The sequence below is a fragment of the Neorhizobium tomejilense genome, assembly GCF_964254135.1.
GTDB classification, from domain to species: Bacteria; Pseudomonadota; Alphaproteobacteria; order Rhizobiales; family Rhizobiaceae; genus Neorhizobium; species Neorhizobium tomejilense.
On record NZ_CAXUSO020000001.1, the window covers coordinates 3,720,638 to 3,744,723 of the forward strand.

Here is a 24,086-nt window from a genome sequence, read left to right on the forward strand (position 1 = left end):
AGCATGGGGCCCGGCGCAATCCTGAAGGACGGCGCCGGCCTGATGCTCATCTTCGGCGAAGGGCTCGGCTGGAAAGGTCGGGCAGCTGGGGAAGGCGGCTGAAATCAGCCGCCATAAACGATCAGCAGATCCTTGGCATCGATCTGGTCGCCGGCCTTGACGAGGACCTCGGCGATGGTTCCATCCTTTTCGGCATGCAGCGCGGTTTCCATCTTCATAGCCTCGATGGAGAGCAGCACGTCGCCGGCCTTGACCGCCTGGCCGGTTGTCGCAAAGACGCGGCTGATGACGCCCGGCATCGGCGCGCCGAGATGGGCGACATTGCCGGTGTCGGCCTTGCGGCGCACCGCGCTGCCGGAAGCGCCATGCGCGCGGTCCGGCACCTTGATGCGGCGCGGCTGGCCGTTCAGCTCGAAGAAGACGGTGACCAGGCCTTGCGCATCGGTACCGCTCATCGCCTGGTTGACGACAACAAGTGTCTTGCCCCGCTCAATGTCGGCGAACATTTCCTCGCCATCGCCGAGCCCGTAGAAATAAGCATGCGTCGGCAGCACCGAGACCGGACCGTAAGTGTCCGAAGCCAGCGCGAAGTCGGTAAAGACCTTCGGATACATCAGGTAGGAAGCGAACTCGAAATCGCTGACCTTGCGCTCCAGCTTGTCCTCGATGACTTTTCGCTCCGCAGCAAGGTCAGCGGGCGGGAGAAGCGATCCGGGCACCGCCGTATAGGGCGCCTCGCCCTTCAGCGCTTTTTTCTGCAGCGCCTGCGGCCAGCCGCCAGGAGGCTGGCCGAGATCGCCCTTCAGCATCGACACGACCGAATCCGGGAAGGCGATGTCCTTCGCGGGGTTTTCGACATCGGCGACGGTGAGGTCCTGGGAGACCATCATCAGCGCCATGTCGCCCACCACCTTGGAGGACGGCGTCACCTTGACGATGTCGCCGAACATCTGGTTCACGTCCGCATAAGTCTGGGCGACCTTGTGCCAGCGGGTTTCAAGCCCGAGCGAGCGGGCCTGTTCCTTGAGGTTGGTGAACTGGCCGCCGGGCATTTCATGCAGATAGACTTCCGAGGCCGGGCCTTTGAGGTCGCTTTCGAAGGCGGCATACTGGCCGCGCGCCGCTTCCCAGTAGAAGGAGATGCGGCGGATCCATTCCGGGTCGAGACCCGGGTCGCGCTCGGAGCCGGACAGCGCTTCGACGATCGAGCCGAGGCAGGGCTGGGACGTATTGCCGGATACTGCATCCATCGCCGCATCGACCGCATCGACGCCCGCGTCCACCGCGGCAAGCACGGTCGCGGCCGAAATGCCGGACGTATCATGGGTGTGGAAATGGATCGGCAGCGAGGTTGCCTCGCGCAGCGCCTTGAACAGCACCCGCGCTGCAGCCGGCTTCAGGAGACCGGCCATATCCTTCAGCGCGATGATATGGGCGCCCGCCTTCTCCAGCTCTTCGGCCAGCGAGACGTAATATTTGAGGTCGTATTTCGGGCGCGCGGAGTTCAGGAGATCGCCCGTATAGCAGATCGCCGCCTCGCAAAGCTTGTTCTCTTCGTTGATCGCATCCATCGAGACGCGCATGTTCTCGACCCAGTTGAGGCAGTCGAAGACACGGAAGAGGTCGATACCGCCTTTGGCGGCCTGGGCGACGAAATACTTCACCACGTTGTCGGGATAGTTCTTGTAGCCGACCCCGTTGGCACCGCGCAGCAGCATCTGCAAAAGCAGGTTCGGCGCGTCCTCGCGGATCATCGCCAGGCGCTCCCACGGGTCTTCGGTGAGGAAGCGCATGGAAACGTCGAAGGTCGCCCCACCCCAGCATTCCAGCGAGAACAGGTTCGGCAGCGCCCGCGCGTAGACGCCGGCGACCCGCGCAATGTCATAGGTGCGCATGCGGGTGGCCAGCAGCGACTGATGGCCGTCGCGCATCGTCGTATCGGTGATCAGCACGCGCTTTTCGTTGCGCATCCATTCGCCGAACTTTTTCGGACCGAGCGTATCGAGCAGCTGCTTGGTGCCGTCCGGGACCGGGCCGTTGATATAGGGCAGGACAGGCTTGGCACTATGTTCGGACGGTGCCGGTCGGCCCTTGGTTTCCGGATGGCCGTTGACGGTGACGTCGGCGAGATAGGTCAGGAGCTTGGTGGCGCGGTCCTGCCGCTTGACCTGTTCGAACAGTTCCGGCGTCGTATCGATGAACCGCGTCGTATAGGAATTGTCGCGGAATTTCGGGTGGCCGATGATCGCTTCGAGGAAGGTGAGGTTCGTGGCCACGCCGCGGATGCGGAATTCCCTGAGCGCCCGGTCCATGCGGCTGATCGCTTCGGCCGGCGTCGAGCCGGCCGCCGTCACCTTGACCAGCAGCGGATCGTAATAGCGGGTGATCACAGCGCCTGAATAGGCGGTGCCGCCGTCGAGACGGATGCCGAAACCCGCGGCCGAACGATAGGCGGTGATGCGGCCGTAATCCGGGATGAAATTGTGTTCCGGGTCTTCGGTGGTGATCCGGCATTGCAGCGCGTGGCCGTGAAGGCGGATGTCTCCCTGGGCCGGCACGCCGGATTCAGGCGTGCCGATCGCAAAACCTTCGAGGATATGGATCTGCGCCTTGACGATATCGATGCCGGTGACGACCTCGGTCACCGTATGCTCGACCTGGATGCGCGGGTTGACCTCGATGAAGTAGAATTTGCCGGTATCGGAGTCCATCAGGTATTCGACGGTACCGGCGCCGACATAGTTGGTCGCCGCCGCGATCTTCAGCGAATAGGCGGCAAGCTCGGCCCGCTGGGCCTCCGACAGATAGGGAGCCGGCGCACGCTCCACGACCTTCTGGTTACGGCGCTGGATCGAACAGTCGCGCTCGAAGAGATGCACGACATTGCCATGTGTGTCGCCGAGGATCTGGCTCTCCACGTGCCGGGCGCGCTCGACGAGCTTTTCGAGGTAGACCTCGTCCTTGCCGAAAGCGGCCATCGCCTCGCGCTTGGCTTCCACGACTTCCTTGGCGAGGTCTTTCGGATCGCGGATAGCGCGCATGCCGCGCCCGCCGCCGCCCCAGGACGCCTTCAGCATCACCGGATAACCGATCTCCTCGGCCATCTTCGCCACTTCGGCCATGTCGTCCGGCAGCGGCTCGGTTGCCGGCACCACCGGCACGCCGACCGAAATGGCCAGGTTGCGGGCCGCGACCTTGTTGCCGAGCTGGCGCATCGTATCCGGCCGCGGACCGATGAAGATGATGCCCGCATCGTTGCAGGCCTCGACGAATTCCGGGCTTTCGGACAGCAGGCCGTAGCCCGGATGGATGGCATCGGCGCCGGAAAGCTTGGCGACGCGGATCACCTCCGGGATAGAAAGATAGCTTTCGATCGGCCCCATGTCCTTGGAAAGATGCGGGCCGCGGCCGACCTGATAGCTCTCGTCGGCCTTGAACCGATGCAGCGAAAGCTTGTCCTCCTCCGCCCAGATCGCAACGGTCTTGATGCCGAGCTCATTGGCCGCACGGAAGACCCGGATCGCTATTTCAGAACGGTTGGCCACTAGGATCTTGGAAATGGGCAAGACGGATCTCCTCAGGCGCCATCGAGAGTAATGCTGCACCGCAAAGAAATCAGTATTGCCTTAATCAGGCAAGCGCAATTTGTCGGGGAGACAGGACGTGTCGCAACGAAACCAAATGCTCAGGCGATGAGGCCGAGACGAAATGCCGAAGCGACCACGTGCTGGCGGTTCTTGGCGCGCAGCTTCTCCTGAAGCCCGTTGATGTACCAGTCGACGGTATGGCTGGAGATGTCGAGCGACTTTGCGACCTCGTTGGAGGTCAGGCCGTCGGCGAGCAGCACGATGACCTCCATCTCGCGGCGGGTAAGCTGGGTGTCCACCTTTGCGGCGGCCTCGAGTTCTTCCGCCTGGCCGCGAAGGTCCAGAAACCGCCAGAACACCTTCTTGGCGGCGGCATCGAACAGCGCCATTTCGGCGGGCGAGAGATCCACCGGGCGGCCGCCGAGCGTCATGTTGCCGAGCAGGCCGTTGCGGCCGTGGACCGGAAACAGGTAGCCGTCCTGAAGGCCGTGACGTGTCCCTTCCTGCATCATCCGCTGCATGCGCTGCCGATGCGGATCGTTCCGGAGTCTGAGCACCGCATCCCGCCACCGGAACGGCCTTTGCGCGATGCTGAGCATGCGAACGGTCGGATCGACCAGGGCATATTTGCGGGCTTCGTAGATTTCCTGCCAGCCTTCCGGCCAGCGGCCGGCCAGGACAAGGCCGCCCGGATTCTGAAGGGAGCGCGGCCGGATGACCAGTCCGTAATATTCGAATCCATAGGCTTTCAGCAGAGATTCGAGCTGGGCCGTGAGCTCCGCCTCGGTCTTGATTTCCCCGACGAGTACCAAGAGTTGCACGACCAGCTGAATGTTCAAGGCTTGCTCCCCGCCGCGTTCTTTCCGGGCGATTCTTGTCTTTATGTTAAATTTCAGTAACTTCCCTTATTCACAATCGATTAGCATAGTTATCATTCTTTGAAGGTATACCGCGAAATCTAGCCCTTGACGGTTTTGTGCAATAAGCCGTGGGTTGGTTCAAGACACTGAATGCGGGAAGCCTTGCCCTCGATGAAACATTTCTGGCAGAAGAGTATTATCTCCGGCTTCCGTCGCGGAATTGCCGTTTCCGATCACTAGATTATCGGCGCCGCCCCGATGGCGGCTCCACTTGAAAGAGGTTGCGCCAGTTGACGCTGTTCCAGGTTTACGCACGAGCCCTCCAATATCTGGCGAAGAACAAGTGGCGTGTCGCCGCGGTCGTCATCGCCAATATCGTGCTTGCCGTTATCACCATTGCCGAACCGATCCTTTTCGGCCGGATCATCGATGCCATTTCGTCCGGCACTACCGTTACGCCGGTGCTGATGTTATGGGCCGGCTTCGGTGTCTTCAATACCGTTGCCTATGTGCTTGTCGCCCGTGAGGCCGACAGGCTCGCCCATGGCCGACGCGCATCGCTGCTGACCGAGGCTTTCGGACGCATCATCTCCATGCCGCTCGCCTGGCACCACACCCGCGGCACCTCCAACGCGCTGCACACCCTGCTGCGTGCGGCCGAGAGCCTGTTCGGCCTGTGGCTCGAATTCATGCGTACCCACCTTGCCACCGCAGTGGCGCTCGTCCTGCTGGTCCCCACGGCGATCTCGATGGACTGGCGGCTGAGCCTCGTCCTTCTGGTGCTGAGCATCCTCTACTGGATCATCGGCGTGACGGTGATGAACCGCACCAAGGAGGGGCAGGCGTCGGTCGAGAACCATTACCACACGGTCTTCTCCCACGTGAGCGACGCGATCAGCAACGTATCGGTGCTGCACAGCTACAATCGCATCGAGGCGGAGACCCTGGCACTCAAGGACTATACCAAGGACCTGCTTGCCGCCCAGTATCCGGTGCTCGACTGGTGGGCTCTGGCCGGTGCCCTGAACCGCACGGCCTCGACGGTCTCCATGGGTGTCATTCTGGTCATCGGCACGCTTCTGGTTCAGCGCGGCGAAATCCGGGTCGGCGATGTCGTGGCCTTCATCGGCTTCGCCAACCTGCTGATCGGCCGTCTGGACCTCCTGCGCCAGTTCGCCACCCAGATCTTCGAAGCCCGCGCCAAGCTCGAGGATTTCTTCATCCTCGAGGATTCCGTGGAGGAGCGCGCCGAGCCGGCGGATGCCGCCGACCTCGGCGAGGTTCGCGGCGAGGTCGAATTCCGCGATGTCTCCTTTGGCTTTGCCAGCACGAGCCAAGGCGTCCACAACGTCTCCTTCACGGCGAAAGCCGGAGAGACAGTCGCCATCGTCGGCCCGACCGGCGCCGGCAAGACCACGCTCATCAACCTCCTGCAGCGTGTCTACGACCCGCAGGAAGGCAAGATCCTGATCGATGGCATCGACATCGGCAAGGTGACGCGGAAATCGCTGCGCCATTCCATCGCCACCGTCTTCCAGGATGCAGGCCTCCTGAACCGGTCGATCAGCGAGAACATCCGCCTCGGACGCGAGGGCGCCAGCGAGGAGGACATCGCCAGGGCAGCGGAAGCCGCCGCCGCGACCGAGTTCATCGAAACGCGGTTGAACGGCTACGAGACGCCGGTCGGCGAGCGCGGCAACCGGTTGTCCGGCGGCGAACGCCAGCGTATCGCCATTGCCCGCGCCATCCTGAAGAACGCGCCGATCCTTGTGCTCGACGAGGCTACCAGTGCGCTGGACGTCGAGACCGAGGCTCGCGTCAAGACGGCCATAGACCGCCTCCGCGAAAACCGCACCACCTTCATCATCGCCCACCGGCTTTCGACCGTCCGCGACGCGAACAAGGTGATCTTCCTCGAGAACGGCCGTGTCGCCGAAATGGGCAGTTATGAGGAACTCAGCGCCAGCGGCGGACGTTTCGCCTCGCTGCTGAAGGCAAGCGGCATCCTGACCGACGACGAGGAAGCGGCTGACCCTGGCGGGACGCTGGCACAGCCCGCCTGATCGCTACTCGTCTGATCGCTCCCAGCCCGATCGCTAAGGGAACTTCAATGAAAAACCCGCCGCCATTCGCATGGCGGCGGGTTTTCTTTTGACAAATCCAGCTTCCCGGTCAACCGGGGTCTCAGCTATTGGCCGGTTCCGGCAGACGCTTGGCAGCGGCTCCGGCAAGAAGGAAGCCTTCCGTTTCATTGACCGCTTGACCGTCGATCGTGACCTTGTCGCCTTCGACGGTGATCTTGTGCACCGTGTCGTCGATGGTCAGTTCGGCGGTAAAGCCATCCCAGTCGGTCGGCAGCGCCGGATTGACGAACAGCCGGTCGCCCTGACGGCGGATGCCGAGGATGCCCTCGGTCGCCGCACGGTAGAGCCAGCCCGCAGAACCCGTATACCAGGTCCAGCCGCCGCGACCGGTATGGGAACCGTGACCATAGACATCGGCCGCGACCACATAGGGCTCGACGCGATAGGTCTCGGCCGAGTCCTGGTCCAGCGCATGGTTGATCGGGTTCAGCATCTGGAAGCACTTCCAGGCATCGTCGCCCCGTTTCAGCGCGGCCAGCGCCAGCACGACCCAGATCGCCGCATGGGTATACTGGCCGCCGTTTTCACGAACGCCGGGCGGATAGGCCTTGATATAGCCCGGGTCTTTGCGGGTATCCTGGAACGGCGGCGTGAACAGGCGGATGATGCCTGCCTGGCTGTCGACCAGCTTTTCGAGCACCGCATCCATCGCCTGGGCGGCACGTTCCGGATCGCCTTCGCCCGAGAGCACGCTCCAGGACTGGGCGAGCGAGTCGATGCGGCATTCGTCGCTGGTGCTCGAGCCGAGCGGTGAGCCGTCGTCGAAATAGCCACGGCGATAGTAGGTGCCGTCCCAGCCGGCCTTTTCAAGCGCCTGCTTGAGCGTCTCGATATGATCCGTCCAGCGCTGGATGCGCTTCTTGTCCTTGCGGGCTTCCGCATAGGGCAGGAAGTTGCGCAGAGCAGCCGCCAGGAACCAGCCGAGCCAGACGCTCATGCCGCGGCCGCCGATGCCGACGCGGTTCATGCCGTCATTCCAGTCGCCCCCGAGGATGAGCGGCAGGCCCTTGTCCCCGGTGCGTGTGATCGCCAGGTCCAGCGCCCTTGCCGCATGCTCGTAGAGGGTGGCGGTCTCGGTCGACACCGTCGGCTGGAAGAAGGAGTCGTGCTTGTTCTTTTCGAGCGCCGGACCGTCGATGAACGCCAGTTCCTCGTCGAGCAGCGATGCATCGCCGGTTACCGAGACATACTGGTGGATACCGTAGGCGAGCCAGACGACGTCGTCGGAGATCATCGTCCGGACGCCGGCGCCGGAGCCGGGCAGCCACCAATGCAGCACATCGCCTTCCTTGAACTGCCGCGAGGCGGCGTTGACGATCTGGCGGCGGGCGAGCGACGGCTCGTGCACCAGAAAAGCCAAGGTATCCTGCAGCTGATCGCGGAAGCCGAAGGCGCCGGATGCCTGGTAGAAGGCGGTGCGGGCCATGATGCGGCAGCCGAGCGCCTGGTAGGGCAGCCAGTGGTTGACCATGTTGTCGAGCGACTTGTCCGGCGTCGAGATCTTCAGGCGGCCGGTAAAGCCGGTCCAGAAGTCGCGGTTCGCCGCGAGGATCGGAGCGAACTCCTCGCCGCGCAGCTGGGCCGCCAGCGCCTGGGCCTCTTCCTTCGTATCGGCATCGCCGAGATAGAAGGTGACCGTCCGCTCTTCGCCCGGCGCGAGCTCGATGTCGTAGACGAGCGCCGCGCAGGGGTCGCCGTCGAGATCGAGAGCGTTGTTGAGCGCGGAAACGGACATCACCGCCGCCGGCATCTGGACCGAACCGAAGCGGCCGATGAATTCGCGGCGGCTCGCCGTGAAGCCTACCGGCGTCTCCTTCATGCCCATGAAGGCAAAGCGGCGGTAGTCGATGCTGTAGGAGTTGGTGGCGAAGAGCGTCCCCGTCTCCTCGTCGCGGCTGGAGAGGATGAACGGGATGGACCGGGCCGGATTGGCGCCGAGCAGCCATTCCACATAACCGTAGACGCGCAGCCTGCGGGTTTCCGAACCGCCGTTATGGAGGAGGATGGACGAGAGCTTTGCCGCCCGCGTCCTGTCGACCGTCTGGGTCAGCCTGATCTTCAGGCCTTCTTCCTCGCTCGAGAAGACGGAGTAGCCAAGGCCGTGCCGGGCTTCGAACTTGACCTCCGGCTTGCGCGACAGGACCGCGAACGGCGTCATGACAGCGCCGTTATCCCGATCGGCGATATAGAACGCCTCACCGGGACGGTTGATGACCATGTCGTTGGTCCAGGTCGTCAGCTGATAGTCGCGAGAGTTCTTGGCCCAGGTGAAGCCTGAACCTTCCGCCGAAATGTGGAAGCCGAACTTGTCGTTGGAGATGATGTTGATCCACGGCTGCGGCGTCGACTGGCCGCCGTGCAGGCGCACCACATATTCGCTGCCGTCCTTGGTGAACCCGCCGAAACCGTTCCAGAAGTCGAGATCCGCCGGTGCCTCGATCGGCGCCGGAGGCTGGAAGATCTCGCCGTTCAGCAGCGGGCGGCGGTCGACCTCGATCTGCTGGTCCTTCGGCGGTGCGAAGATCGTTGCCGTGCGGTTGAGCTGGTCGCTGATCTTGCCGTTGCGGGCGTGCAGAACCACGCGGGATGCGGCGATCAGGCCTTCCGAACCCTCGTCGTCCATGATGTCGCGGCGCAGCGAGAAGACATGCTGGCGCTGGCCTTCCTGCTGGCTGAGGCGGCGGGCGCTCTCGGAGAGATGTTCGAGCGCCTGCTGCATTTCCTGCGCGTAGGAGGCCGCCCGCTCGTTGAAGATCACGAGATCGGTGATGACGCCGCGCGAGCGCAGATATTCCTGGGCGCTCATCGCTTCCTTGGCGACCGGCATGTCGTTGTCGTCGTTGATGCGCAGCGTGAAGATCGGGAAGTCTCCCGAAACAGAGGAGGGCCAGAGCGACGACTGCTGCTGCATGCCGGCGTGGATGGTCGCCTGGTCGGCGCGCAGCTGCATGTCCGGATAGATGAGATAGCGCGCCAGGTGCTGGAACGCGGCCGCATCCTGCGACGAGACGCCGAGATGGCGCATCTGCACCTGGGTGCGTGTCCAGGCCTGCGTGAGCTCGGTCTGGAAGGCATCCGGATGGCGATAACGTTCGATCGCCTGATCGAGCTCCTCGCGCTTGGGCGCTGCGATCGTCCAGAAGATGACGCTCACCTTCTTGCCGGCCGGCACCCGCACGACGCGGCGCAGCGATAGGATGGGATCGAGCGTGAAGCCGTCGGTACCCGACAGCGTCGCGCCGGGATCGAAGGCTGCAGCTTCCGAAAGCGTGCGGCCGCGGCCGAGGAACTTGCGGCGGTCGGTCTCGAATTCGGTCGGGCGAGCCGAACCGGCATTGTCGGCGGCCAGATGGGCGATCACCATGTCCGGCTCGTTCGGCGCGCGCTTGTTGCGCCAAGCGCGGATGACGTCGCCGCGGCGGCCGATTTCCGTGTGGACGAACATCCGCTGGAAGACCGGGTGGGCGTTGTCGTCGTCCTCGGTGGTCAGCACGGGTTCCATATAGGAGGTCACTTCGATGAAGCGATCCTCGGTACCCATGTTGAGCAGCGTCAGGCGGCGGCCTTCGGCATCGTGTTCGCTCGCGACGATGCATTCGACCGTGCTCGTGAGGTCGCCGACCGTCTTGTGAAATTCAGCCCGTTCGTCGGAGAAGATCGCCCTGGTCTTTTCGCCTTCGATGCGGCGCGGCTCGGCGGTGGCAGACCACCATTCGCCGTTCGTTGTGTCGCGCAGGAACAGGAACTGGCCCCAGCGATCTTCGGTCGGGTCGGGTTTCCAGCGGGCAACGGACAGTCCGTTCCAGCGGGAATATCCCGAGCCGGTCGCGGTGAGCATGACCGAGTAGTGACCGTTGGAGAGCAGTGCCAGCTCCCGGTCCTTGGTGGCCGGGTTGGTGATGGTGCGGATTTCCGAGCGCAACAGTTCGCCCTGGCCCTTGCCGGGGGTTTCTTCGTGCTTGGCGCTCATCACCGGAATGTCGCGCGGCGCCTTTTCCTGCAGCAGCAGTTCGGCAGCCTCGATGGTCGGGTCGGAATGGAAGAGCTCGCGCAGCAGGCCGTTCATCACGACGTTGGCGATCGCGGCAATCGACATGCCGTGGTGGTGGGCATAATAGTTGAACACCACCGCGTAGCGCTTGCCTTCCGGGACGCGGGTCGGCGTGAAATCCACCGCGTCGTAGAAGCCGAACACCCCGAGTGCTCCGAGCGAGCGCAGTTCGGTGAGGTTTTCAGAGGCGGCGATCGGGTCGTACTGGCTGGCCAGGATCGACGCATAGGGAGCGATGACGGCGTTTTGCCCGAGACCGCGCTTGAGGCCGAGCGTCGGCACCCCGAAGTTCGAATACTGATAATACATCTGATGGTCGAGAGCGTTGAACGCCGCTTCCGAGATACCCCATGGCGTGCCGAGGCGGCGGCCATGGTTCATCTGTTCCTTCACGATCAGATTGTTGGTCTGGTTGAGAATGCCCCCCTGGCGCTCCTGCATGACGAGCGGCGGCATGAGGTATTCGAACATCGAGCCGGACCAGGAGACCAGGGCGCCTCGCGCACCGATCGGCACCACCTGGCGGCCGAGCTTGTACCAGTGCTCGGTCGGCAGGTCGCCCTTGGCGATCCCGAACAGGCTGGTCAGACGCGCTTCGGATGCGAGCAGGTCGTAACAGGCTTCGTCGATCTCGTTGGTTTCGACACGATAGCCGATCGACAGAAGACGACGCTCCTTGCGGAACAGGAAGCTGAAATCCATCGCGAAAGCGAGGCGGCGGGTTCGGTCGCGCAACACGCCGAGCCGCTCCCGCAGCGATTCAATATTGGCATTGTCGAAGACGCTGTCGGCGATATGCGCCTCGCAGGCGGCGACGAGAGACGCCGTCCAGCGGGTAACTTCGTCGCTCTGCGCCGAACGGACTTCCTGGTCGAGGTTGACCGCGAGCTTCTGGATGTCGCGGGCAAGCACGGCGAGGTTGATGATCCGGATCGATGCGAATTCATGCTCGCGCTTCACCGCGGCAAGCGCGTTGCCGAAGCCGACGATACGCTCTTCCAGACGGCGACGCAGCGGGCGCACGGTCTTGCGGTCGTCCGGCAGAGCCTTCAGCGTTTCGGCCAGAATGCCACAAACGTCGCCGATGCCGTCGAGATTGCCCTGAAGGTGCGCTGAAGGAGCCTCGGCCCAGATGCGCAAAGCCGACGAGATGGCGATCAGATGGCCGGCGAAGTTGCCGCTGTCGACCGACGAGACGTAGCGAGGCATCAGCGGCTGCAGCGTGTCGGTATGATACCAGTTGTACATGTGGCCGCGGAACTTGTCGGCTCTTTCAACCGCCGAGATCGTCTGCTCGATGCGCTCGATCGTGTCGGTGAAGCTGATCCAGCCGAAATGCCGCGCCGAGATCGTCGACAGCAGGTAGACACCGATATTGGTCGGCGACGTGCGCTTGGCGATGACCGGGTTCGGCTTCTCCTGGAAATTGTCCGGCGGCAGGTAGTTCTGCTCCGCGGTCACGAAGGTCTCGAAATACCGCCAGGTGCGGCGGGCGATCTTGCGCAATTCGACCGACACGGGTTCCGGCACGAACAGCCGGTCTTCGGTCTCGGCCGACTGGCTGACATACCAGGCGACGAGCGGTGAGAATATCCACAGCACGGCGAACGGGATGCCGACCAGGAACGCGTTGTCGCCCGGCATGGCCGCCAGGATGATGCTGAGCACGGCGATCGCCGGCGCATGCCACATCGTCTTGTAATAATCCTGCGGGCTGCCTTGTGCGCTCGACTGGATCGAGGCGGCGGTGCGCCATTCCAGCATCAGCTTGCGGCTGAAGAACAGGCGGTAGAGAGACCGGGCGATTGCATCGGTCATGATGCAGGCGGAATCCGCGATGAAGACGACGCGGAGCGCGACCTGAGCATTGGCAGAACGCATGTCCGACCAGACGGAATAGAAATGCGCGCCCGGAACGATGTCGGTGGAGCCCGGCAGGAGACCGGTGACCAGGCTGAGGGTCGGCGCGACGAACAGCGAGAAGATCAGCAGGATCTGCCAGATCAGGGCGCCGAGCGGATCCATGAAGTACCAGCCGAGCACGGAAGCGAAGAACCAGGCGATCGGGGTCAGCGACCGGCGCAGGTTGTCGACCATCTTCCAGCGGCCGAGCGCAGTCACGCCGCGCTTCGGATCGAGGATGTAGGGCAGGAGCTGCCAGTCGCCGCGGGCCCAGCGATGCTGACGCGAGACTTCGACCTCGTAGCGGACCGGAAAGTCCTCGACCAGTTCCACGTCGGTGACGAGGGCGCAGCGTGCGAACGAACCTTCGAGAAGGTCATGCGAGAGGACCGAGTTCTCGTCGATCCGGCCCTTGAGCGAGGCCTCGAAGGCATCGACGTGATAGAGGCCCTTGCCGGTGAAGCTGCCTTCGCCGGTCAGGTCCTGATACACGTCGGAGACGGTGAAGACGTAAGGGTCGAGACCGCGGCCTACGGAGAAGACGCGCTGGAAGACCGAGGCTTCCTTGCCGGTCGTCAGCGACGGCGTCACGCGCGGCTGCATCAGACCATAGCCGTGGATGACGCGATTGGTTTTCGGATCGAGCACCGGCTGGTTGATCGGGTGGTGCATCTTGCCGACGAGCTTGGTCACCGCATCGCGCATCAGGCGGGTATCGGCATCGAGCGTCATGACGTACTGGACGTTCGGCGGAACGGTGTTGGCGCCCGTAAGATAGCTGGTATCGCGATCGCCGCGCAGCAGCATGTTGAGCTCATGCAGCTTGCCGCGCTTGCGCTCCCAGCCCATCCATGCGCCTTCGGCGGGATTGAACAGACGGCGGCGATGCAGCAGATAGAAACGCACCCTGCCGTCTTCTCCATACTTGGCGTTGAGCGCCGCGATCTCGCGCTTCGCATAATCGAGGATTTCGAGATCGGTATCGGTCTCCTCGAACTTGCTGTCGCGCCAGTCGCTGAGCAGCGAGAAATAGATCTCGCCATGCGGATTGGCGAGATAGTGGACTTCGAGGTTGCGGACGAGCTCGTCCACGGTGTCGCGGTCGGTGATCAGGCAGGGTACGGCGACGAGCGTTCTTGCCGCTTCCGGAATGCCCTCCTTGAATTCGTAGCCGACCAGCCGGGCTGGCCTCACCACATAGGTCACCAGCGTGTTGAACAGGCCGGTCGCGCCTTCGGAAGCCGGCAGCGCAAACATCAGCAGGAAGCAGAAGACGACCGGCAGCGGAATATCCGCCTGCACCAGGAACCAGCCCGCAATCGCCATCGCGAGAACGGTAATCAGGATGACCGGGCCGGCGATCGCAAACCAGTTGAGGCGGCGGACGAGACGGACAACCTTCTGGACGAACAGCAGGTTGTAACCGACGGCTGCTTCCAGCTCCCGGCGGCGGCGGCCGACGACGAAGGCGCCGACATTGGTCTCGCGCGGATCGGCATTTTCTTCCGCCGACGCCTTTTCGGCGAGCTGGATGGCAGCTTCCGCAACCTCGGCCTCGCTCTTGCGTGAGCGGCGGGCAATCTGTTCGATACGGTTGCGATAGGCGTTGCGCGAGCCGAAATCGAGCGCCTGGTAGTCGGTGCGAAGACGGAAGATCTTGTCGATCTGCGAGACGTCTTCGAACCAGACGCTCCACTCCGTATCGTCGATCTCGCGCAGGCTCTTGATGATGTTGCCCATCGTCACGTTGCCAGACGAAAGGCGGTTCTGCTCGGCGAGCATCACCTCTTCGACGTCGGTACCCGCCTGTTCGAGACGCTGCTCGAGCCAGGCGACGGCAAACCCCGATGTCTGTGAGGCGTTGCGAAGGCGATAGAGGAACTGTGCCGTGAACGTATTGTCGTTCGTCAGGCTCTCGATGCCCTTCAGGACATCGGCGCTCGCCTCCTCGTTATTGAGGCGGATGATCTCGTCGGCCGTCTCGTTGGCGCGGCGGCGCATGTTGCGCGAGCGATCGACGCGGGTCGCGATGCGGCGCAGGTTCTCGATCAGCACGAAACGGATGAACGAGGGCAGCGCCCAGAGCTCGCCGATCTCGAGCGGTTCCTTGACCTGGAAACCCTGGACCATGGCGGCCAGCGCCTCGCGGGAAATGCTGCTGTGCGTATGGGCGACATAGAGCCAGGCGAGCACCAGTACACGCGGCAATTCCTGGCCGCCGACCGTCATCGTGGGCAACTGGCGGAAGAATTTTTTCGGGAAGTCGCGGCGGACTTCCTGGATCGCCTCTTCGGCGATGTAATAATTGTCGAGCAGCCATTCGGCGGCGGGCGTAATCGACGCGCCGGCATCGACGTCGGTCGCAGTCGCCCGATAGACCCGCAGGATTTCCTTCTCGTTTTCATGATGCCGCTTGAAGAACTCGAACTCCATCAGGCCCGGCAAGCTGGGCGTGCCCTCCTTGCCGAGTTTCTCGCCGCATTCCCGCAATGCATCGATGTTGAAATAGGTCGAGCGGATCGAATCGTTGTGATCGATCTGCTTGGCTTCGGTTTCGCGCGAGGAAGCTGACGGCGGAGTGTGAAATGACATGGATACGGGCTTCTGCTGAAAACTCTGAGGGGTTTGTCGGCCTCGCCTTACTCGGCCTGCATCGGAAGCGCCAGTCATCATTTGGATTATGGTGACCGGCAGGATGCAAGCCCGCGAGGATGGGAAATAGAGAGCAGTCCGGATATTGCAAATGACTGACTGGAATCTATTGCTCACTTCCTGCCGATTGACACATCTTTCGGCTCTATCGAGCCTAGCCTGAATGAAACCTGAACGGAAGCAGGCCTTTGATAATCCGAGGAATTCCGCCCTTGCGCAACAGGCGCGCCAGAACGTCTTGCGGCAACCCAACCGAGCAAAATTTAACACCGAGGGTTACCTTCCAAGGGCCGCGCTGCTATTCATCTCATGACACAAGGGCGATCTCGTCGTGCCCCGCAACCAATCCAATCGAACTTTCGGTGTTTTGAGCAATGACGATCCAGTTTTCCAATGACATGGCCGACGTGGTGGCCACCCGCCGTTACCTTCATCAATATCCGGAGCTCGGCCTGTCGGAGTTCAACACATCCGATTTCGTCGCCAGGCAGCTCACGGACCTCGGTTATGAAGTCACCCGCGGCCTCGGCAAGACGGGCGTTGTCGCCACGTTGAAGAACGGCACCGGCGGCCGGTCAATCGGCATCCGTGCCGATATGGACGCGCTGCCGATCGAGGAAGAAACCGGCGCCGAATATGCCAGCAAGAACAAAGGCCTGATGCATGCCTGCGGCCATGATGGCCACACCGCGATGCTGCTGGGTGCCGCCAGAATCCTTGCCGAGAGGAAGAATTTCGACGGCACGATCCATCTGATCTTCCAGCCGGCGGAGGAGAATTTCGGCGGCGCCAGACTGATGATCGAGGACGGCCTGTTCGAGCGCTTCCCATGCGATGCCGTGTTCGGCCTGCACAACGATCCCAGCCTCGCCTTCGGGCAGATCGGCGTCAAGGAAGGCCCGATGATGGCGGCTGTCGACGAATGCCGCATCACGGTCAATGGCCATGGCGGCCATGGCGCCGAGCCGCAGGATACGTCGGATCCGATCGTCTGCGGCGCGAGCATCATCATGGCGCTGCAGACCATCGCCTCGCGCAACATTCACCCGCTCGACCAGATGGTGATCACCGTCGGCGCCTTCCATGCCGGCATGGCGAGCAACGTCATTCCCGAGCGGGCGGAAATGCTGCTCACCATCCGCTCCTTCGACCCGGACGTCCGCAACGAGTTGGAAAGGCGCATCCGGATGGTCGCCGAGGGCCAGGCCGCCAGCTACGGCATGAGCGTCACGCTCGATTACAAGCGCGGTTACGAGGCGACCGTCAACCACAAGGCGGAAACGGATTTCGTCCGCGACCTCGCCCGCCGTGTCGTCGGCGAGGACAAGGTCGTCGACCTGCCTCGCCCGTCCATGGGCGCCGAGGATTTCGCCTATATGCTTGCCGAGCGGCCGGGCACCTATTTCCTGCTCGGCACCAGGCGCACCGACAACGATCCGCCGCTGCACCACCCGCGTTTCGACTTCAACGACGACGCACTGCCGATCGGGACGAGCTTCTGGGTGGAGCTTGCCGAAGCCTATCTCCCGGCGAAATAGTCCCTTAAACGAAAACACCTCCCGGGCGGCGAAGCGCGGGAGGTGTTTTCGGTCTTGGGGGACCAAGCCCGAATTTTAAAAGGCGAAGCCCGAAGGCCTCAGGGGAAAAGGCCGAGTGTCACGGCGCCGACGAAGATGAAGGCTGCCGTCACCAGGGCGGTATTCGCCGCCCACTGCCATTTGCCCGCGATACCGCGGTTTGCGAAAGACCGTGTCTGATGCTCAATATGACGCATTGGATGTCTCCCGGGTTCTGCTCTCGCCCTTTTCGGACGTTCAGCCTATCCTAGCTTATCTCTACCAAGCCGATAGAGATAATGTTCCAACCTGCCGCCAGTTCCGTAGAAAATCCTTTTTTCTTAACGTCCCTTCCGGGTGTTTAACGGTTTATTATACCCAAGCCCCTTGCGAGCCCTTCAGGCGCCAAAACGATCCAGCGCCAAACGGAAGATATCCGGGTCGATATTGCCGCCCGAGCAAACGGCAATCACCGTATCGCCCAGCGTCTCGCCATGGAAAAGAGCGGCCGCCAATGCCACCGCGCCACCGGGTTCCACGACGATCTTCAGCCGGCTGAAGGCAAGCGCCACCGCATGCAACGCTTCGTCGTCGGTCACCACAAGACCCGCGCCGCAAAGCCGCGACATGATCGGGAAGGTGATGTTGCCGGGCTGCGGCGTGACGATCGCATCGCAGAGCGAGCCGCCCTGGGTCGCATTGCGTTCGATCTGTCCGGAAGCCAGCGACCGCGTCACGTCGTCAAAGCCTTGCGGCTCGCAGGGGTGGACGACAAACCCCGGCGCCTTGGCATTCAATGCCAGCGCGACGCCGGAAATGAAGCCGCCGCCGCCCGTCGGCACCAGCACGTCGGCCTTCTCGATGCCTTCCTCCCTGGCCTGTTCGGCGATTTCGAGCCCGGTCGTGCCCTGGCCGGCGATCACCAGCGGCTCGTCGAACGGCTTTATCAGCGTCAGGCCGCGCTCCTGCGACAGCCGCGCGCCGATCACATCGCGATCCTCGTTGAGGCGGTCATAGAGCACGACGTCGGCGCCATAGGCGCGGGTATTCTCGATCTTGATGCGCGGCGCATCGGACGGCATGATGATCGCGCTCGGAATGCCGTGCATCCTGGCCGCCAGCGCCACGCCCTGGGCATGGTTGCCCGAGGAGAAGGCGATCACGCCCTTGGCCCGGACGTCGGGTGACAGCGCCGAGATCGCTGACCAGGCGCCGCGAAACTTGAACGAACCGGTGTGCTGCAGGCATTCCGGCTTCACGAAAACGCGCCGCCCGGCGATGTCGTCGAGAAAGGGCGAAGACAGCAGCGGGGTGCGACGCACGTGGCCATCGAGACGGACACGGGCGGCTTCGATCATGGCGATATCAGTCATGCGGGAAATTCCGTTTCGGAGGGGCGAGGCGGTGAGGCCGCAAACCTATCGGCGGTTTCCGTTTCGGTAAAGACCGGAAAAGGATCGGTTCAGCCGGCTTCCGCTCCTTGAGACAACGGCAGGGAACCGAGCTTCACCACCGCCTTGATGGGCAGGTGGTCGGACGCAAGCCGCGCAAGCGGGCTGTCATGGGTTTCGACGGCATCGATCAGCCCGGGCTGGTTCGCCATGATGCGGTCGAGCGCCAGCACCGGCAGGCGCGATGGGAAGCTCGGCACCGCAGCCGGGAGACCGAACACGGTCGCAAGCGTGTTCAGGGAAGAGCGGTCGCCAAGCCGCCATTCGTTGAGATCGCCCATGAGCACGGTCGGCTGCTCGTCACGCGAACGCAGAATGTCGAGGATCATGCGGGCCTGCTGCTGACGCGAACGGTTGAGCAGGCCGAGATGGGCCGCGATGATCCGAAATGCGCTGCCGTCCTTGAGTTCCAGTTCGGTGATCAAGGCACCGCGCGGCTCGAGCCCCGGCAGCTTGACCTGATGAACGTCGCGCACCAGGCCTTCGCGAAAGAGGATCACATTGCCATGCCAGCCATGCGCCTTGGCGACGCCGGAAACGGGTACCGGGAAAAGCCCCGTCTCCCGCTCCATCCAGGCGAGGTCGAGCAGGCCGCGCCGCTCGCCGAACCGGGAATCCGCTTCCTGCAGCGCGATCACATCGGCGCCGATCTCGCGGATCACGTGGCTGGTGCGGGCAGGATCGAACCTGCCGTCGATCCCCACGCATTTGTGAACGTTGTAGGAGGCGATCAGCATGCCGTGGCCGCGTTCGCGCCCCTCATGCGTTCCAGCGCCGCGGTTCCTTCGAGCCCGGATGGAAGCCAGAATGCTTTTCGGAAGGTTGGGACGTTTTTCCCGCATGGTTCTTTTGACTATCCGCCGATCAATGAAATTTATAGGGCAAGCGGCCCATCTATCCAGCAACTAGAGATAGGGCGATCCCAGCCAGAACACGCGTTCAATGAGGCGCACGAGGAAGGGCCTTGCCATCAACCCGTCGAGCGTCACTTCGGTTGCGGAAGAAATGGCCAGGTCGATCCTTCGTTCCAAAGCTTCCGCGAAAGGGCAGTCCAGCACTTCCAGATCGACCTCGAAATTGAGCCGGAGCGATCGCGGATCGAGGTTCGAGGAACCGACATAGGCCCAGCGCCCATCGATCACCAGAAGCTTGGAATGGTTGAACGGCCCGGAGGCCCGCCAGATCCGGCAGTAATTCTTCAGCATCTGGTCGAACTGCGCAGTCATCGCCCGATCGACCAGAACGAGATTGTTGGCGGTCGGCACGACGATATCGACCTCCACCCCACGCCGGGCAGCCGTGACCAGCGCGGTGATCAGTTCGCGGTCCGGCAGGAAATAGGGCGATACGATGCGGATCGAGGAACGCGCCACGGAAAACGCGCCCATCAGCATCTTGTGGTTCGTCTCGACGCTGCGGTCGGGTCCGGAGGAAACGGCGCGCATGATGACCGGCGAACCGGCCTCCGTCTCCGGCGCCTGCAGCGCCCAGGCCGTGCCCTCCAACGCCTCGTCGGCGGCATATCGCCAATCGGCGGCGGCAATTGCAAACAGGTCGGCGACAACCGGCCCGGTTACCTTGAAATGGGTGTCGAACGAACATTTGTTGCCGCTGAATTCGCTCGAAAAACCTTCCCGGATATTCATGCCGCCGGTAAACGCCACCCGGCCGTCGATGACCAGGATCTTCCGGTGGGTGCGCAGGTTCGCATAAGGCAGCCGCAGCCCCATGATGACGTTGCCGTTGAAGACATCGGCGGTGACGCCGCCGTCTCTCAGCATGCCGAGCACGCTCGGAACCGAATATCGGGCGCCGACCGCATCGATCAGCACGCGCACCTCGACGCCGCGCTTGACCGCGGCAATCAGGGCTTCCGCGAACCGGATGCCGATCCTGTCCCGGTCGAAGATATAGGTCTCGAGGATGAGGCTGCGTTTCGCCTTGGCGATCGCCTTCAGCATCGCCCCATAAGCCTCGTCGCCGGTATCGAGCGCGACGATCGTATTGCCGGTCGTCAGCCGGTGGCGCGTCACCCGGTCGCCGAGCGTCTTCATCGCCCGGAAGCGGTGTCCGAAATCCTCGATGATCCGGTTGTTCGTCGCGTCGTAGGAAACCACATGCGCGCGGATTTCCCCCTGCAGCAGCGCGCGGCGGTCGCTGATCACCGATCGGCGGATGCGGTTTATACCGGCGACCAGGTAAAGCAGCGCGCCGACGATCGGAGACAGAACGATGACGCCGACCCAGCCGATCGCCGAGCGGACTTCTTCCTTGGTCATCGCTGCGTGAATCGCAGCTGCGGCCCCCATCAGGACCGACAAAACGAAGAGGATATGCGGCCAGTAGGGTTCGATGAGATCGAGCATGGCGAGCAATATAGGCGCGCTTCGCGCAATCGCAATCGGAGCCGCACCAATAGGTTAGCGCGGCTCCGGCAGGTATCAGACAGTGATCTGCTTCTCGAAGACCTCGAGCGAGGCTTCGAACGTGTCGAAGATCGTGTCGATCTGTTGCTCGTTGATGATCATCGGCGGGCAGAGCGCCAGCGAGTCGCCGATCGCCCGTGAGATCAGGCCTTTTTCGAGCATGATCGCCAGCAGCTTGGGACCGAGCTGGCCGGCCGCGAAACCGTCGCGTGGCTTCAGCTCCAGGGCGCCGATCAGGCCGACGCCGCGTGCTTCGATCGCCAGCGGATGGCTTTCCAGCGCCTTCAACCGGCTCTGGAACTTCGGTGCGAGCGCCCGGACATTGCCGACGAGGTCGCGTTCCTCGATGATCGCCAGGTTTTCCAGCGCGACCGCCGCGGCGACCGGGTGGCCGGCCGCGGTCACGCCATGGCCGAACGTGCCGATCTTCGCCGATTCGTCGGCAAGCGGTCCGTAGACGTTCTCGTTGATCAGCAGCGCCGAGATCGGCTGGTAGGACGACGAAATCTGCTTCGACAGCGTCATGATGTCCGGCTGCAGGGAATAGGTCGTGGTGCCGAACATCTCGCCGGTGCGCCCGAAACCGCAGATCACCTCGTCGGCGATCAGCAGGATGTCGTATTTCCTGAGCACCTTCTGGATCGCATCCCAGTAACCGGCCGGCGGAACGATGACGCCGCCCGCCCCCATGACCGGTTCGCCGATGAAGGCGGCGACCGTCTCTGGACCTTCCCTGAGGATCAGGTCTTCGAGGTCCTTGGCGCAACGTTCGACGAAGGCCGTCTCCGTCTCGTTTTCCTGTTTGAAGGCGCGGTAATGCGGGCAGGTCGTGTGGAAGACGCCGGCGAGCGGCAGGTCGAAGGAGCGGTGGTTGTTCGGCAGGCCGGTCAGGCTGGCGCTGGCGATCGTCACGCCGTGATAGCCCTTGATGCGCGAAATGATCTTCTTCTTTTCCGGCTTGCCGAGCGCGTTCGAGCGATACCAGACCATCTTCATGGCGGTGTCGTTGGCCTCGGAACCGGAATTGGTGAAATAGGCCTTCGACATCGGCACCGGCGCCATCTGGATCAGCTTCTCGGCAAGATCGATCGACGGGCCGTGACTGCGGAGCGTAAAGGTATGGTAATAGGGGAGCTTCGCCATCTGCCTGGCGGCCGCTTCGACGAGCCGGCTTTCGCCGAAACCGACGCCGACGCTCCAGAGCCCGGCCATGCCTTCGATATATTTGTTGCCGTTCACGTCGTAGACATAGATGCCCTCGCCGCGGTCGATCACCAGCGATCCGTCACGCTCCAGCGCGCGGGCATTGGTGTAGGAGTGAAGCTGGTAAGCCTTGTCCCGGGCTTCGATGGAATTGGGCTGAATAGTCACGACGGACCTCCTGTGAGACACGCAACGGCGTATAAATTTCATAGGCGGAAACGGCGATATTGGACAGCCCAAATCGCCGTTTTCAGAGAGGCCGACCGTTCAAAATAGTTGACGCGTCGATCAGTTTATTTGGTCATTTCAGCGTCATTGCCGCGACAGGAGGTTCGGCGCCGGCCGGAATGGGGCTTTTGTAGTCCTGTCCCTTGCGTCGCTTCTTGAGATCGGCCCAGGCTGCCTCGCGGAGCTGATCGCTTGTCATGGCGGCCAGTCCGGTCGCGGCCATCGCCTTGGCGACGGAAACCATGCCCTTGTGGGCAAGCGGGCTCTTGCCCTGCGCCACCACCTGCCAGGTATGAAGCTGGGTGCCGACGGCAAGCGTCGCGCCATAGGCCTGCACGGTCGGCACGACCCAGCTGACATCGCCGACATCCGTCGAACCGCCCATCTGGCGATTTTCGGTGTGCGCCGGCAGAATGAAGTCGGCAAGCGGAACATCCCGCTGTTCCAGGCGCTCCTGGTTCCAGCTTGCCGCAATGTCTTCCGGCGTCAGCGTGGCACGGATCTGTTCGGCAAATTCGATATCCGCGGCGTCGAACGGGGGCGGGCCCATGCTGTCCCAGACGTCCTGCATGACGTCCATCAGCGGTGTGTTGACGACGAGGTTGGAAACGCCGGCCAGGATCGTGCTCTCGACCTTGGTCTCGGTCATCAGCGCTGCACCTTCGGAGACCTTCTTGACGCGCTCGATCAGGGTGAAAAGCCCGGGCAGGTCAGCGGAGCGAACGACGTAGCGCACCTTGGCATGCGCCTGCACGACGTTCGGCGAGATGCCTCCGCTATCCAGGACCGCATAGTGGATGCGGCTCTCGGACGGCATGTGCTCGCGCATATAATTGACACCGACGCTCATCAGTTCGACGGCATCGAGCGCGCTGCGGCCGAGTTCGGGCACGGCGGACGCATGCGCGGCGCGGCCCGTGAAGGTGAAGTCGATCCGGCAGTTGGCAAGCGAGGTCTCCCGCTGCACGCCGGCGAAATTGCTCGGATGCCAGCTGATTGCGATGTCGACGTCCTCGAAGGCACCGGCCCGCACCATGAACGCCTTGGCGGCACCGCCTTCTTCCGCCGGGCAGCCGTAATAACGCACGCGGCCGGGCGTGCCGGTCTTCTCCAGCCAATCCTTCAGCGCGGTCGCGGCCAGCAGCGATGCGGACCCGAGAAGATTGTGGCCGCAGCCATGGCCGTTGGCGCCTGATGTCGTCGGGTCATGCCGGGTGACGCCGGCCTTCTGGCTGAGACCGGCCAGCGCATCGTATTCGCCGAGGAAGGCAATCACCGGACCGCCCTCGCCCGCCTCGCCGATCAGCGCGGTCGGAATGCCGGCGACGTTTTCGGTGATCTTGAAGCCTTGGGTCTCCAGCATCTCGCGATGCGCGGCAGCCGAAAGCGTCTCCATGTAGCAGGTTTCCGGCGTCTCCCAGACGCGGTCCGCGAGTTCCGTGAAGACCTCTTTTTTGCGGTCGATGAAATCCCAAACGAGCGGGAGATTGGAATTGCCTGTCGTCATGAAACCATTGCCTCGATAGATCTATGCTGGTCGGAAGGCCCGAACCGTAGCCAATTCCTCGCCGATGGCAATGCGGCATTGCAGCAAAAACAGGCTGTGCGGAGGGATGGAGGGGAAGGAATGCGGATGTGATTGGCACGCGAATGTTAGTATCTCGACAACCGGATCATAATCGTTATGCTCCCGCGCCACGGCCCGCAGGCAAATCTACGAAACGCGCCGAAACCAATAAGAATGCACCGAGATTTGGCCAATTTTGTGGAAAATTTTCTAAAAAAAGAAGCGGGCGTGAAATTCGATACGGCGGGAGGCCGTTGATCGGAATCAGGTAACAGGGGCATGCACGGCCTGAAGGCCGTCGCGGACCCGCCAGGAGAAACGCATTTTGAAGGCCGGCCGCAGCGAAATATCGCCGGCCAGGAGGTGAACACGGGAATACCAGTCGTTGGGCGCTATATACGCGCCATTCCAGCTGAAGACATCCACCGGGCACGGCGTATAAGCCGGCCACAGGTCATC

At 62.8% G+C, this 24,086-nt stretch carries 11 protein-coding genes; 2 read left to right on the forward strand and 9 right to left on the reverse strand.

Annotated features, from left to right (window positions below):
• Positions 1–104: 104 nt before the first annotated feature.
• Together pyc and ACSQ3G_RS18550 are read right to left on the reverse strand one after the other, a co-directional pair.
• The gene (gene pyc, locus ACSQ3G_RS18545) at positions 105–3,566 is read right to left on the reverse strand and encodes a pyruvate carboxylase (protein ID WP_436111058.1); all 3,462 of its coding nucleotides are present in this window, start codon (positions 3,564–3,566) and stop codon (positions 105–107) included.
• A 119-nt stretch (positions 3,567–3,685) separates the two neighbouring features.
• On the reverse strand, positions 3,686–4,426 hold the full coding sequence (locus ACSQ3G_RS18550; protein ID WP_436111059.1) for a LuxR family transcriptional regulator: 741 nt from the start codon (positions 4,424–4,426) through the stop codon (positions 3,686–3,688).
• Between the two features lie 311 nt (positions 4,427–4,737).
• On the opposite strand from ACSQ3G_RS18550, the gene ACSQ3G_RS18555 reads away from it, so the two are divergent.
• Positions 4,738–6,510 (forward strand): glucan ABC transporter ATP-binding protein/ permease, encoded by a 1,773-nt coding sequence (locus tag ACSQ3G_RS18555; protein ID WP_105403878.1) that lies wholly within the window; start codon positions 4,738–4,740, stop codon positions 6,508–6,510.
• A 121-nt stretch (positions 6,511–6,631) separates the two neighbouring features.
• Here the strand turns inward: ACSQ3G_RS18555 and ACSQ3G_RS18560 are convergent, their stop codons facing one another.
• Positions 6,632–15,217, reverse strand: a complete 8,586-nt coding sequence (locus ACSQ3G_RS18560; RefSeq protein WP_436111060.1) for a glycoside hydrolase family 94 protein — start codon at positions 15,215–15,217, stop codon at positions 6,632–6,634.
• Between the two features lie 353 nt (positions 15,218–15,570).
• Here ACSQ3G_RS18560 and ACSQ3G_RS18565 point away from each other — a divergent pair, with 353 nt between their 5' ends.
• On the forward strand, positions 15,571–16,734 hold the full coding sequence (locus tag ACSQ3G_RS18565; RefSeq protein WP_436111061.1) for a M20 aminoacylase family protein: 1,164 nt from the start codon (positions 15,571–15,573) through the stop codon (positions 16,732–16,734).
• A 98-nt stretch (positions 16,735–16,832) separates the two neighbouring features.
• Here ACSQ3G_RS18565 and ACSQ3G_RS18570 read toward each other — a convergent pair whose 3' ends face one another.
• From ACSQ3G_RS18570 to ACSQ3G_RS18595, 6 genes are all read right to left on the reverse strand, one after another.
• Complete coding sequence (locus tag ACSQ3G_RS18570; protein WP_172717064.1) at positions 16,833–16,970, reverse strand: hypothetical protein; 138 nt, start codon at positions 16,968–16,970, stop codon at positions 16,833–16,835.
• A gap of 180 nt (positions 16,971–17,150) precedes the next feature.
• Positions 17,151–18,125: a threonine ammonia-lyase gene (locus ACSQ3G_RS18575; protein WP_436111062.1), complete on the reverse strand. Its 975-nt coding sequence runs from the start codon at positions 18,123–18,125 to the stop codon at positions 17,151–17,153.
• Between the two features lie 89 nt (positions 18,126–18,214).
• Complete coding sequence (locus ACSQ3G_RS18580; RefSeq protein WP_046637333.1) at positions 18,215–19,045, reverse strand: endonuclease/exonuclease/phosphatase family protein; 831 nt, start codon at positions 19,043–19,045, stop codon at positions 18,215–18,217.
• 63 nt (positions 19,046–19,108) lie between these two features.
• Positions 19,109–20,569 carry a cardiolipin synthase gene (gene cls / locus ACSQ3G_RS18585; protein WP_436111063.1) on the reverse strand — a complete coding sequence of 487 codons (1,461 nt, stop codon included), beginning with the start codon at positions 20,567–20,569 and terminating at the stop codon, positions 19,109–19,111.
• A gap of 75 nt (positions 20,570–20,644) precedes the next feature.
• Complete coding sequence (locus ACSQ3G_RS18590; RefSeq protein ID WP_436111064.1) at positions 20,645–22,000, reverse strand: aspartate aminotransferase family protein; 1,356 nt, start codon at positions 21,998–22,000, stop codon at positions 20,645–20,647.
• Between the two features lie 133 nt (positions 22,001–22,133).
• A complete protein-coding gene (locus ACSQ3G_RS18595) occupies positions 22,134–23,567 on the reverse strand; it encodes a M20 family metallopeptidase (RefSeq protein WP_436111065.1) in 1,434 nt (477 codons plus the stop codon).
• Between the last annotated feature and the right edge of the window lie 519 nt (positions 23,568–24,086).

Bases quoted from the DNA above. Each gene is read 5' to 3' on its own strand.
- ACSQ3G_RS18560 (WP_436111060.1), bottom strand. From the start codon at position 15,217: ATGATGACTGGCGCTTCCGATGCAGGCCGAGTAAGGCGAGGCCGACAA.
- ACSQ3G_RS18565 (WP_436111061.1), top strand. From the start codon at position 15,571: ATGACGATCCAGTTTTCCAATGACATGGCCGACGTGGTGGCCACCCGC.
- ACSQ3G_RS18570 (WP_172717064.1), bottom strand. From the start codon at position 16,970: ATGCGTCATATTGAGCATCAGACACGGTCTTTCGCAAACCGCGGTATC.
- ACSQ3G_RS18575 (WP_436111062.1), bottom strand. From the start codon at position 18,125: ATGACTGATATCGCCATGATCGAAGCCGCCCGTGTCCGTCTCGATGGC.
- ACSQ3G_RS18580 (WP_046637333.1), bottom strand. From the start codon at position 19,045: ATGCGGGAAAAACGTCCCAACCTTCCGAAAAGCATTCTGGCTTCCATC.
- cls (WP_436111063.1), bottom strand. From the start codon at position 20,569: ATGCTCGATCTCATCGAACCCTACTGGCCGCATATCCTCTTCGTTTTG.
- ACSQ3G_RS18595 (WP_436111065.1), bottom strand. From the start codon at position 23,567: ATGACGACAGGCAATTCCAATCTCCCGCTCGTTTGGGATTTCATCGAC.